We start from the raw sequence: 13,874 nt of genomic DNA on the forward strand, positions 1-13,874 counted from the left end.
TTTTTTTACTGTTATTTTTTATATTTTATTCATTTTTAGTATTAAATTATTGCAGTATCTATTTTAAAATCGAAAACGTTTTCGGCTTAACGAAAACGTTATAGTTTATGTAAATCCTAAATTTATCATAAAATTATAATTATGTTTGATAACTAATATTAAACAAACCATTTAAACAAATTATTAACCAACTTATTTATTACGTATGAAAAATAGTCTAATTAAAGGCTTGATGTTGTTTCTGACGATACTTTGCACAAGCTTGACCTATGCTCAGGATGTGTCAGGTACAGTTTCTGACGCTAGTGGTCCTCTTCCAGGGGCTTCTGTGTTGGTAAAAGGAACAAAAAACGGAGCTCAAACTGATTTCGATGGAAAATTTACTATCAAAAATGTTGGGCCAAATGCAGTTTTGATTTTTAGTTACATTGGTCTTAAAACGCAAGAATTAAATGTAGCTGGTAAAAGTACAGTGAGTGTACTTTTAAAAGAAGATTCGGCAGAGTTGAAGGAAGTTGTTGTAATAGGATACGGATCTGTTAAAAAGAAAGATGCAACTGGTGCAGTAGATCAAATTAGTTCCAAGAGTTTTGATAACGTAGCCTCGCCATCTCCTGCACAATTATTACGTGGTAAAGTAGCTGGTGTACAAGTAACACAGTCAAGTGGTGAGCCAGGTGCTGGCGTAGCCATTAGAGTTCGTGGTAATTCTTCTATTCGTTCTGGTAACGGACCACTTATTGTTGTTGATGGTGTTCCTTTGGATGGTGGAAATGTTTCAGCAGGTGGTGCTGATTTATTAGGATCTTCATCTGCGAGAAACCCATTAAACTTTATCAACCAAAATGATATTGAGAGTATGTCTGTATTAAAGGATGCTTCTTCAACTGCTATTTACGGATCTCGTGGAGCGAATGGAGTTATCGTTATTACAACTAAAAAAGGAAAATCTAACGTTCCTTCATTAACATACAGTACTTCATTCCAATTCAGTAAAATGTCTGGAAAATTAGATGTAATGAGTGGGCAACAATTTGCTGATGCAGGTGGAGATGACAGAGGTTCTAGAACATATAACTGGAAAGATGCTGTGCTTAGAAATGGATTTTCGCAAAATCACGATTTGTCCTTTACAAAATCTACAGAGAACTCAAATACAAGAATCTCTTTTGGTGCATCAAACACTGATGGTATCGTAAAAAATACAGGTTTAGACAGATATACTGCCTCGTTTTACAATTCAAATGATTTGTTTAACGGTGCTGTAAAAGTTGAATCAAGAATTATCTATTCTTCATTAAGAGATCAAGCTACACTTTTGTCTAATAATGCAGGATTTATAGGTAACGTAATTGGTACAGCTTTGTATTGGAATCCTACCTTGCCAATTAGAAATGCAGATGGTTCTTTTAATGTTGTTGGGGATGATTATTTGAATCCAGTTCAACTCTTAGATTCTTATACTGATTATACGAATACTAATAAGTTACTAGGAAGCATTAATACAACCTGGAAAATTAACAGTAAATTGAAGTATCAATTCTTATTTGGTATTGAGACATCAAATTCAAGTAGAAAAAGCCAATTGTTGCCAACAATTGAAATCTCAGGTGCTCAATTTCAGGCAAATGTTCCAGGATCAAGTGAAGTTAAATTTGGAACAGCAAATATCAATAATCAAAACAAGTTCAACAAAACTTTCGAGCATACATTGAACTATAACAATGATTTCGGTGACAATTTTAACTTAGATGCATTGGTTGGTTACTCTTACTATGATTACCATGCAGATGGAAATTCAGCAAGCGGCAAAGGATATGATGTGAACCAAACAAACTTAATCGATAACATTGAAGGAGGTTTGCAAAATGAATTCAGAGTTTCATCTTTCAGAAATAGAGTAGAATTACAATCGTACTTCGCAAGGGTAAATGCTACATTGTACAAAAAATTAATTCTTACAGGTACTTTACGTTCTGACGGATCAACTAAGTTAGGAGTAAACAACAAGTATGATTATTTCCCATCTGTAGGTGTTGCTTACAAAGTTGTTGAAGATAAAGAAGGTTTGTTAAACAGTTTCAAAATTAGAGGAAACTACGGTATTACTGGTAACCAAGAGTTTGCGCCAAACTCTGCAATTGCTAGAGCATCATATGGTAACAATGGTAACTTAAATATCGATACCAACTCAAATGCTGATTTGAAGTGGGAAACTACTAAATCATATGGTGTAGGAGCTGATTTTGAATTGTTGAAAAATAAATTAACAGGTTCTGTTGATTACTTTCAAAGAGATACCAAAGATTTGATTTTCCCTGTGCCAGCAGCAGCAACGCAACCAGGACCACCATCACCTCGTTTTAAAAACTTACCTGGTAACTTAATCAATAAAGGAGTTGAAGTATCATTGAATTACAAAGTAATCGATACTGAAGATTTAACTTGGGATGTTTCTGGAAATGCATCTTTCTTAACTAATAAAGTTGAAAACTTTGCAGGATTTATTCAAACAGGTGGATTAAACGGACAAGGTTTAACAGATGCATATGCTCAGGTAATTACAAACAACCAGCCTGCTTACACTTACTTTTTGTATGAGTGGAGAGGATATGATGCAGATGGAAATTCAATCTATGCAGATGCTGCAGGTAATGATACTGGTTTAGGTACAGCGGCTAAAAAATTATTAGACAAACAACCATTACCTAAAATCAACGTTGGTTTTACTACAAGTTTAGCATACAAAAATTTTGATATGAGTGCTTCTTTTTACGGTGCATTTGGTCATTATATTTATAATAATACAACGAATGCTTACTTCTTTAAAGGTGCATTCTTGGGAGGAAGAAATACAACTTTAGAGGCAGCTACTTCTCCTCAAGCTCAAGGAGATCCTAACTCTCCATCAACTAAGTACTTAGAAAGAGGTGATTTCTTAAGAATGGGTAATTTGACATTTGGATATACTGTTAATTCTTTAGAAAGATTTAAAATCAAATCGGCTCGTTTCTTTGTAAATGCTTCTAACTTATTCATAATCACTAGCTACTCAGGTACTGATCCAGAGGTAGATACTGATAAATCATTAAACGGAGTACCTTCTGCAGGTATGGAGTATTTATCATACCCAAGAGATAGAAGTGTATCACTTGGACTTAACGTAACATTTTAATTAACATAACAATGAGAAGAATAAATATTATTAAAAGCATCTTGTTTACTAGTACTGTTATTCTAGGAGTAAGTTGTACTAATCTAGATGAGGAGGTATTGGATGGTGTTGTGCTGAATAACACTGGTAGCTCATCAGTGAATTCTGCAGCATTATTGGTAAGTGCCTATGAGGGATTGAGAGGGTTTCAGGATCAAGACAAAATGTTCGCATTAGGTGAAATGTCAACTGATGCTTTAGTGGGGCCAACAAGAGGTGGTGACTGGGATGATAATGCAAAATGGAGACAGCTGCATACACATACATGGGCTCCTGATAACATTGAAATCAGAAACGCTTGGAATTCTTTACTGTCGCAAGTATACAACTGTAATATTGTCGTTCAAAACGGAACCGCTGCTCAAATTACACAAGCACGTTTTTTAAGAGCTTTTTATTACTACCACGCGATTGATTTGTTTGGGCAAGTTCCTTACAGAGAGGCAGGAAGTTCACTTGAAGAAGATCCAAAAGTTTGGACTAGACAAGAAGCGACAGCTTTTGTAATCAGTGAAATGGAAGCAATTATCACTAATCTACCAGCACGAGTAGCTGGTGATGCAAGTATAGCGAACGCAGATGCGGGTCATTTCCTTTTAGCTAAATTGTATTTAAATAAAGGTGTGTTCAATGCAGCAGACGCAGCAGGACCATACACTTTTGATCCAGCTGATATGACTAAAGTGGTAACGCATGTAAACGCGATTACTGGTAATCTTTCTGCAGATTATTGGGATAACTTTAAGCCTACGAACAACACCTCTCCTGAAATTTTGTTTTCGTCTAAAAATATAAGAGGAGGTCAAGGTGGAGGAATTCAGTCTCGTTGGAGAATGTCTATGCACTATAACCAAACTCCAGACGGATGGAATGGTTTCTCTACAGTAGCTGAGTACTACAACAAATTTAATCCAAACGATAGACGTATTAAAAATGCTGACCCTGCAATCATTAGTGCATTTGGTAACAACGTAGGTTTCCAAGTAGGACAAATGTTTAAACCAGGTGGGACAGAAGCGTTGAAAGACAGAAAAGGTAATGCACTTGTTTTTACTCCTGCATTAACACTGATAACAGGCGGAAATACACTCGAAACAGCTGGTATTAGAAGCCAAAAATACATCCCAGATGCTGATAATTTAGGAACACCGGAAAACGATTATGTTTTGATGCGTTATTCAGATGCGTTATTAATGAAAGCAGAGGCGATTTTGCGAGGAGGAACTGGTGTTAATGATGCTGCTAAATTTGCTCAGTTGGTTTCAAGAACTAATGTTGCAGGTACTGTACCAACAACTTTAGATGCCATTTACACAGAGAGAGGTAAAGAACTTTGGTACGAAGGGTGGAGAAGAAACGACATGATTCGTTTTGGGAAATTCTTAGAGGCTAGAGCTTTAAAACCTTATGTTTCTGATAAGAGATATGTTTTATTCCCTATCCCAGCGGATGCTTTGTTCAATGCTAATTTGAAACAAAACCCTGGATATTAAGAGTTGTTTATAATTAATTATTTTTTTGAGTTAGTCATAAAGAGGGTATTTATTACCCTCTTTATTTTTTTATTATTTTATTCATTTTTATTCTAATAATATATAAATTAGGCAATTCTAATACTTACAATTTTCTAATTCAATGTCAAATCCAATTATGTTAAAGCGCTTAGTTGTAAGCTGTATTCTCGCTGTTACTTTTTTAAATTGTTCCGGTAAGAAGCAAGGTGAAGAAGGGTTGTTGTTCACTAAGTTGAGTAGCTCAGAAACAGGAATTTCATTTCTTAATGATGTAAAGAATGGAGCCGATATGAATATCTTTAAATACCGTAATTTCTATAATGGCGGAGGTGTTGCAATTGGTGATATAAATAATGATGGGCTTCCGGATGTTTATTTCACCTCGAATCTTGGCGCTAATAAACTTTATTTGAACAAAGGAAATTTCAAGTTTGAAGACATTTCCAAAAAGGCAGGTGTTGAAGGGGGTAAGTCTTGGTCTACGGGTGTTGTTATGGTAGATTTAAATGCAGATGGGTTTTTAGATATTTACGTTTGTAATGCTGGAAATAGCTTAGGCGATCAACAAAAAAATGAACTTTTTATTAACAACAGAAACGGAACATTTACGGAGAAAGCATCCGAATACAATTTAGCCGATACCGGAATTACAACCCATGCAGCTTTTTTTGACTATGATAAAGATGGAGATCTCGATGTGTATATCTTAAACAATAGTTTTATACCAGTAAGTAGTTTGAATTATTCAAATAAAAGGGAATTACGTGATAAAGATTGGGATGTTGCTGAAATTTTAAAAGGTGGTGGAGACAAATTATTGCGTAACGATAACGGAAAATTTACTGATGTAAGTGCTGCTTCTGGCATTTACGGCAGTCTTATTGGATTTGGATTAGGGGTTACTGTTGGTGATGTAAACGGAGATTTATATCCAGATATTTATGTTTCTAATGATTTTTACGAGAGAGATTATCTGTATATCAATAATAAAAACGGAACTTTTACCGAGGAAATTAAAGGGTGGACTTCGCACATTAGTCAATCTTCAATGGGAGCTGATATGGCCGACATAAACAATGACGGTAAAGCCGATATTTTTGTTACCGATATGCTGCCAGAACCTGACGAGCGTTTAAAAACTACAACCAATTTTGAAAATTATGATTTATTTGTTCGTAAAATAAATTTAGATTTTTATACCCAATACATGCAAAATACCTTGCAAATTAACAATGGGGAAAATCAGTTTTTAGAAATTGCCAATTACGCAGGAGTAGCAAAAACCGATTGGAGTTGGGGTGCATTACTATTTGACATGGATAATGATGGATACAAGGATATTTTTGTCTGTAATGGTATTTACAATGACTTGACTAATCAGGATTTTGTTGATTTTTTTGCAAATGAGTTCATGCAAAAAATGGTGGTTACAGGAAAAAAAGAAGAAATTCAAACCATAATTAGTAAAATGCCAAGTACTCCTATTGCTAATTATGCGTACAAAAACAATAAAAATTTAACCTTTAGCAATCAGGCTACAGATTGGGGTTTGGATACGCCAAGTTTTTCTAATGGTGCGGCCTATGCTGATCTCGACAATGATGGAGATCTTGATTTGGTGGTCAACAATGTGAACATGGAGTCGTTTGTGTACCGAAACAATTCGGAGAAAAATGCCAAAAACCAATATGTAAAAGTGAAACTAAAAGGTAACAGTCAAAATACTTTTGCAGTTGGTAGTGTGGTGGAGCTTTTTACAGGATCTGAAATTATTAGACAAGAGCTGATTCCGTCTCGAGGTTTTCAATCGTCAATTGATTACACAATGACATTCGGAATTGGTGATAAAAAAATTGATTCCTTGCGTGTTATTTGGCCAAATGGAACAACAGAAACCGTCAAAAAGATTGTTAAAAATGGGGTTTTGAATTTAGATATTGCTAAAGCAAAAGGCAATTTTTCACCTAAAATAATCAATCAAAAAACTCAATTTTCAGCGGTTAATTCTTCTTTTGTTGCACACAAAGAAAATAATTTTATCGATTTTGATTATGAAGGTTTAGTCTCGAAAATGCTATCGCAAGAAGGGCCTTCGATGTGTGTGGCTGATATCAATGGCGACGGAAATGACGATGTTTTTATTGGTGGTGCCAAAGGACAATCGGGTAAAATATACCTAAATATCGGAAATGGTAATTTTAAAATTTTTTCACAAAAAGAGTTAGACCTCGATGCTGCTTTTGAAGATACTGCCGCAAGTTTTTTTGATGCTGATAATGATGGTGATGTTGATTTATTAGTTGGCTCTGGCGGAAACGAAAAAGCAGATCAAGCCAATTACAAGAACAGATTGTATTTGAACAATGGTAAAGGAGTTTTTACTCGCAGTAAAACTATAATTCCTACTACTTCCAATAACGTTGCTGTAATTGCGGCTTACGATTTTGATCAAGATGGCGATACCGATGTTTTTATTGGTAGCCGAAGCGTACCTGGTGTGTATGGTATTGATCCTAAACATTTACTTTTAGAAAATGACGGTAAAGGTAATTTCACTAATGTGATAGATAAAAAAGCTTTTAAAATTAATAACTTCGGAATGATCACCGATGCCATTTGGGAAGACATCGACAACGATTCTAAAAAAGACTTGATTTTAGTAGGTGATTGGACTGCACCAATGATTTTTAAAAATAACGGCCGCCGTTTGGTAGAATTTAAATCAAATTTATCTACCTACACTGGATTTTGGAATTCGGTAGCCTGTGTTGATTTAAATAATGATGGTAAAAAAGATTTAGTGCTTGGTAATAAGGGAATCAATACCTCTTACAAACCAAGTCAAGACAATCCGTTAAAATTATTTACCAACGATTTTGATAATAACGGTACCATCGAACAAATTGCAACTCGATCCATTAATGGCAAAGATTTACCGATCAACTTAAAACAAGAGTTGGCGAAGCAAATTCCGTCTATCAAAAAGAAAAATTTAAGTTATTCAGCTTATGCCACGAAAACTTTTCAAGATTTATTTAGCAAAGAGATCGTTGAAAATTCGATTCAAAAAACGGTTGCCTATCAAGAAAGTTGTGTTGCAATTAATACCGGAAACGGAAAATTTGTAGTTACCGCATTGCCTGCTCAAGTTCAATTTTCATCAGTGAATACCATTGCAACTATGGATGTAAACAACGATGGTTATCTCGATCTTGTCTTGGGAGGAAACCAATACGAGTTTAAACCGCAATATGGCAGACTTGACTCTAATTATGGTAGTGTTCTTTTAGGGTCTAAAAAAGGAACTTTTACTAACAGTAATAGTGCTGCATCTGGATTTTTTGTTCGTGGCGAAATCAAAAAGATACAACTGATAAAAAATAAAAATAAAAAAACGTTTCTGTTAGCAGCTATTAACAATGATGTTCCAAAACTTTTTAAACTCAATGAATAATATTTTTAGACTCGCCATTGCATCACTTTTAGTTGTGAGTTGCACTAAAAAAGAGGGGCAGTTATTTGATAAATTGCCAGCAGAAGAGAGCAATATTGCTTTTAAAAACGAATTGATACCGTCGAAAAATATCTCCATTTTAGACTACTTATATTACTACAACGGCGGCGGTGTAGCTTTAGGAGATATTAATAACGACGGATTAGTCGATATTTATTTTACATCAAACCAAGGAAAAAACAAACTCTATCTTAACAAAGGAAAAAATAAGTTTGAAGATATCTCTGAAAAAGCCGGTGTAGAAGGCAATAGCGATTGGAATACGGGTACCGTGATGGCCGATGTGAATGGCGATGGTTATTTGGATATTTATGTATGTGCGGTTGTTGGTATCAATGGTTTTGAAGGTCAAAACGAATTGTTCATCAATAATAAAGACAATACTTTTACAGAAAGTGCCGCACAATACCGCTTAGATTTAGATAATTACAGTTCGTCTGCCGCTTTTCTTGATTATGATTTGGATGGCGATCTCGATATGTACCTGCTCAATCATGCGGTGCACAGTGAACTTTCTTTTGGTAAAGCCGAAACACGCAAAAACAGAAGTTACGAATCAGGCGATAAATTATTCCGAAATGACAACGGTAAGTTTGTTGATGTAAGTGAACAAGCGGGAATTTTTGGTGGCGCAAACGGTTATGGATTGGGTCTAGCTGTTGCCGATTTTAATTTAGATGGTTATCCAGATATTTATGTGGGTAACGATTTTCATGAAGACGATTATTACTATTTGAACAATGGTGATGGTACTTTTACCGAGAGTCTCAAACAGTTTTTTGGACATACCAGTCGTTTCTCAATGGGTATTGATGTTGCCGATGTAAACCACGACGGATTTCCAGATATTCTAAGTTTAGATATGTTGGCAGACGACGAAAAAGTCCTCAAAGCATCCTTAGGTGATGACAATATGCAAATGCTAAAGTTACGAACAGAAAAATTGGGTTATCACAATCAGTATGCGCGCAACATGTTGCAAATAAATCAAGCAGGAAAACATTTTACTGAGACGGCTTTACTGAGCGGGATAGCGGCAACCGATTGGAGTTGGAGCACGCTTTTTGGCGATTATGATCAAGATGGCGAACAAGATATTTTTATCAGTAATGGTATCCCAAAGCGACCAAATGACTTAGATTATGTAAAATATTACTCGAACGATCAAATCAAGAAAAAAATAACCTCGACTAAATTATTGGATAAGGAAGCTCTTAAGCGCATGCCTAGTGGCAATGTAACTAATTACGTTTTTCAAGGTGCTGCTGATTTGCAATACAAAAATAGATCTCAGGATTGGATAGAAAACGATTCAATTATTTCGAACGGAAGCGGTTATGCAGATCTTGATAATGATGGAGATTTAGATATTGTAACTAATAATACCAACGCCGTTGCATCGCTTTATATCAATTCGACTAATTCTAAAGCCAATTATTTAAAAGTGAAATTACGTTTTGTGGGTAAAAACTCTTTTGGAATAGGAGCTAAAGTAGTGGTCTACAACAAGGGTAAAAAACAATTTAAAGAGTTACAAACTACGCGCGGATTTCAGTCATCCTCAGAACCTGCGATACATTTTGGATTAGGAACTGAAAAGAGTATAGATTCGTTAGTAGTTATTTGGCCTGATAAAACGTATCAAACTCTTAAAAATGTTAAAGTGAATCAAAGCCTTGCTATTACTGCCAATAAAGACAGACGTGCGTTCAATTACTCGAAATTACAACCGACTGTACTGCCTATTTTTAAGAAAGTAGATGGTAATTTAGGTATTAATCATTTGCAACAAGAAAATGATTACATCGATGTTTTGGTACAAAAGTTAATGCCTTTTCAACGCTCTGATCGTGGTGCTGCAACGGCCGTAGGCGATTTAAACGGAGACGGACTTGATGATATTTTCTTTGGTGGTGCCAAAGGAAAACAAGCTGCGGTTTATTTCCAAAATGCAAATGGTTTCGCTCTGAAGCAAGACAAGTTACTAGCAAAAGATTCTATTTATGAAGATGCTTCGGCAGTTATTGGCGACTTTAATCAAGACAAAATCAATGATTTATTTGTTGTTTCAGGCAGCGGTGAAAACGCCTCTGATTTGCAAGACCGTTTGTACTTTAATGATGACAAACAATTTAGTGCTGCATCACTTCCAAAACTAGCGCAGAATGCTTCAACAGTTCAGGTTTTTGATTATGATAAAGATGGTGATTTGGATGTTTTTATAGGTAACAACTCGGTTACCAATAGGTTTGGCTCGATGCCTGATTGTTATTTGTTAAACAATAATAAAGGAGTTTTTACAGTAGTGAAAAATCAAGCATTTGAGAAAATCGGAATGGTTACAGCAGCTGTTTTTACGGACTTTAATGCTGATGGGACAACAGATATTATCGTTGTGGGCGAATTCATGAAACCAACTTTTTTAGCCAATAAAAACGGAAAATTCACGAATGTAACCGAAACGGTTTTTCCTGAAAAAAACAACGGCTTGTGGCAGGCAATTATACCGTTTGATATTGATCACGATGGCGATTTGGATTATTTGGTAGGGAATTGGGGATTGAATTCTAAGTTCAAAGCTTCGACTACTTTCCCAATGAAAATGTACTACGATGATTTTGATAAAAATGGTACCTACGAAACTATTGTAACCATCGAAAAAAATGGTAAATACTACACTACACATGGTTTAGATGAATTGGTAGAGCAATTTAGTGGAATGCTTAAAAAGAAATTTAATACCTACAAATCATTTGCAGGAAAAACAGTTGAGGAAATTTTTGATCCTAAAATGTTAGCAAATGGTGCTTTGTTTGAAGTGCATAATTTAAAATCTGGCTATCTCAGAAATGACAAAGGCAAGTTTATTTTTGTTTCTTTTGCCAATAAAATGCAAGTAGCTCCAATAACTACTTTTGTAAAAGCTAAGTTTGATTTTAGCTCTAAACCGGCTGTATTTGCCGCAGGAAATTATTTTGGAGTGACACCGTATCACAGTAGGTTTGATGGTTTTTCTGGAGCATTGATTAAAAGCGATAAAACTATTTTCTTAGGCCATCAAATTGGAATTGATTTGACTAAAAAAGCAGTGAGACACTTGGATATGATTACGGTTAAAGGGAAAAAATATCTTGTGGTTACTAGTACGAATACAAAAGCAGCCGTATATCAATTGCCTTTATTAAAAAATTAAAATAATGGAACAACAACAATTTATTATATCTCGAAGCAAATCCATAATGATTGGACTAGTTGTTTTTTTAACAGCTTTAAGTTCTTGCAAGAAAAAAGAAAATATAGAAGTTACCACCGATGATTTTTGTGCAGCGGTCGATACCGTGACAGGTATCATGGTTCATGATATCTTTTCACCACCTGTAGCTAGTCGTATTTATGTGTACCCAAACGTGGCTGCTTATGAAATTATAGCGCAAAACAATAGCAATTATACAAGTTTACAAGGGCAGTTAAATGGTCTTGATTCAATCCCAGTTTTAGATCCAAAAAGTGGTGTCAACAAAAACTTGGCAGCCATAATTGCGCACATGGAGGTGAGCAAGCAATTGATTTTTTCTGAAGAAGCACTCGAAAAATACCGCGACAGTTTGTATTCTAAATGGAGTGATGAAAATTCCGAAGAGTTTGAAGCTTCTAAAACCTATGCCTTGAAGGTCGTAGATCGTATTGCCGCTTGGATGGCCAAAGACAATTACAAACAAACGAGAACTTTTTCTAAGTATTCAGTAAATGCAGATGAGCCGGGTCGTTGGCAACCTACACCGCCATCGTATATGGATGGAGTGGAGCCACATTGGGGTGAAATAAGAACTTTAGTAATGGATTCTGCGGCGCAATTCAAGCCAAAAGCGCCATATCCTTTTTCAACGGATAAAAATTCTGCTTTTTACAAAGATGCTTTAGAAACGTACCAAATAGGAAATACAATTTCTGAAAAATTACTTGCCATTGAAAAAAACAGAAAAGGAGTGATTCCAGAAGAGTCTAGCATTGCTTCCTTTTGGGATTGTAATCCGTATGCAACAGTGGTGCAAGGTCACATGATGTTTGCCAAAAAGAAAAACACACCGGATGCGCATTGGATTAACATTACCAAAATTGCTTTAAAAAAGACCAAGGCTAATTTTGAAACTTCTGTTTTTGCTTACACAAAGGCGTCTATTGGTATTTTTGAAAGTTTTATTAGCTGTTGGAACGAAAAGTACCGTAGCAATGTGATTCGTCCAGAAACGTACATCAATCAAAACATCGATGAAAATTGGCGTCCGCAACTACAAACGCCTCCTTTTCCGGAGTATACTAGCGGTCACTCAGTTGTTTCGTCATGCTCTGCTATAATTTTGACTTCTATTTTTGGGGATAATTTTAGTTATGTTGATGATTCTGAAGTTCCTTTTGGCTTGCCTAAGCGCTCCTTTAAATCATTTCAACAAGCTGCAGACGAAGCTTCTATTAGTAGATTATATGGCGGAATTCATTATCGTGCGGCCATTGAAAACGGAGTAGTTCAAGGTAAAAATATTGGAGATTTTATTACTGGTAAATTAAAAATGAAGACAAAATAATGAACATTAAGAAGAAAATTTTGGTTGGATTTACTGTACTTCTCTCTGTTTTTTTAGGATGGTACTTTTTAATTAAACAATCAGATTACACCATTCACTTTAAAGTGCAAGCCGCAAGAGCAACAGTACAGCAAGGAATTAAAGAATGGACGGCCATTCGAGAACAAAAAGAAGGAGTGAAATATGTATTAACCCAAAAAAGTGGCCTGTCTGAAGTAAGTTATACCTTAACCCAAGGTGAAAAACAATTAATCTATGATTGGGAAGTAATTTCGAAAAATGATTCGGTTGTAACGGTCAACGTTGGTATATCAGATACAAAACAGAGTTGGTACAATAAATTGACAGTTCCTTTTTTCGAAACTGATTTCAAAAAAGAGCAGTTGGAAAAAATCACTGATTTTAAGAAAGGCCTTGATGAACATCTAAAAAAATTCAAAGTTAAAATAGAAGGACCTGGGAATTCTGATGAGGAATTTGTTGCATACATTTCTCTTAAAAGTGTGATGCAGGAAAAAGCCCAAACTATGATTGCTAATGATGCGATTATAACTGGGTTTCTATACTCGAACAAAATTAAGATAACAGGAAGACCTTACGTTGAGGTAACCAATTGGGATCAAGAAAAAGAAACTCTCGAGTTTAATTATTGCTTTCCGATAGCAAAAAACACTAAGATAATTCCAGATGCTGTAGTTAAATTTAAGACCTTGCCGGTGATTAAAGGTTTAAAAGCAACATATTATGGTAATTTCAGAACATCAGATCGCGCTTGGTTTGCCTTGCAAGACTATGCAGAACGAAATAATTTACAGCTAGAACATCGTGTTTTGGAGCATTTTTTAGCCAATCCTTTCAACGGTGGCGAAGAGCTAGAATGGGAAACAAAAGTCATAATTCCATTTCAAAAAAAATAAAGCAATTTTTCTGCGTTTTTTAAACAAGTCGAAAACGTTTTCGGGTATTCCGAAAACGTTTTTTTATACATTCTGTTTTTATTTGGCGATTTTAAAACTAAGTTTATGATAAATTAACAAATTAACCAACCA

The 13,874-nt window shown here is 35.2% G+C and carries 6 protein-coding genes; all 6 read left to right on the top strand.

The window, feature by feature from the left end:
• Positions 1-205 precede the first annotated feature (205 nt).
• The 6 genes from G9Q29_RS02820 (at position 206) to G9Q29_RS02845 (ending at position 13,742) form a co-directional block, all read left to right on the top strand.
• Complete coding sequence (locus G9Q29_RS02820) at positions 206-3,175, top strand: SusC/RagA family TonB-linked outer membrane protein (protein ID WP_225872874.1); 2,970 nt, start codon at positions 206-208, stop codon at positions 3,173-3,175.
• Between the two features lie 11 nt (positions 3,176-3,186).
• Positions 3,187-4,707 carry a RagB/SusD family nutrient uptake outer membrane protein gene (locus tag G9Q29_RS02825; RefSeq protein WP_166133069.1) on the top strand — a complete coding sequence of 507 codons (1,521 nt, stop codon included), beginning with the start codon at positions 3,187-3,189 and terminating at the stop codon, positions 4,705-4,707.
• 142 nt (positions 4,708-4,849) lie between these two features.
• Positions 4,850-8,182, top strand: a complete 3,333-nt coding sequence (locus G9Q29_RS02830; RefSeq protein ID WP_225872875.1) for a VCBS repeat-containing protein — start codon at positions 4,850-4,852, stop codon at positions 8,180-8,182.
• A complete protein-coding gene (locus tag G9Q29_RS02835; protein ID WP_166133071.1) occupies positions 8,175-11,435 on the top strand; it encodes a VCBS repeat-containing protein in 3,261 nt (1,086 codons plus the stop codon). Before G9Q29_RS02830 ends, G9Q29_RS02835 begins: the two co-directional genes overlap by 8 nt.
• Positions 11,436-11,439: 4 nt before the next feature.
• Positions 11,440-12,825 (top strand): vanadium-dependent haloperoxidase, encoded by a 1,386-nt coding sequence (locus tag G9Q29_RS02840; RefSeq protein WP_166133073.1) that lies wholly within the window; start codon positions 11,440-11,442, stop codon positions 12,823-12,825.
• Positions 12,825-13,742 carry a hypothetical protein gene (locus G9Q29_RS02845; protein ID WP_166133075.1) on the top strand — a complete coding sequence of 306 codons (918 nt, stop codon included), beginning with the start codon at positions 12,825-12,827 and terminating at the stop codon, positions 13,740-13,742. Before G9Q29_RS02840 ends, G9Q29_RS02845 begins: the two co-directional genes overlap by 1 nt.
• Positions 13,743-13,874 lie beyond the last annotated feature (132 nt).

The organism is Flavobacterium turcicum (genome assembly GCF_011365745.1).
GTDB lineage: Bacteria > Bacteroidota > Bacteroidia > Flavobacteriales > Flavobacteriaceae > Flavobacterium > Flavobacterium turcicum.

Bases quoted from the DNA above. Each gene is read 5' to 3' on its own strand.
- G9Q29_RS02830 (WP_225872875.1), top strand. From the start codon at position 4,850: ATGTCAAATCCAATTATGTTAAAGCGCTTAGTTGTAAGCTGTATTCTC.
- G9Q29_RS02840 (WP_166133073.1), top strand. From the start codon at position 11,440: ATGGAACAACAACAATTTATTATATCTCGAAGCAAATCCATAATGATT.
- G9Q29_RS02845 (WP_166133075.1), top strand. From the start codon at position 12,825: ATGAACATTAAGAAGAAAATTTTGGTTGGATTTACTGTACTTCTCTCT.
- G9Q29_RS02835 (WP_166133071.1), top strand. From the start codon at position 8,175: ATGAATAATATTTTTAGACTCGCCATTGCATCACTTTTAGTTGTGAGT.
- G9Q29_RS02825 (WP_166133069.1), top strand. From the start codon at position 3,187: ATGAGAAGAATAAATATTATTAAAAGCATCTTGTTTACTAGTACTGTT.
- G9Q29_RS02820 (WP_225872874.1), top strand. From the start codon at position 206: ATGAAAAATAGTCTAATTAAAGGCTTGATGTTGTTTCTGACGATACTT.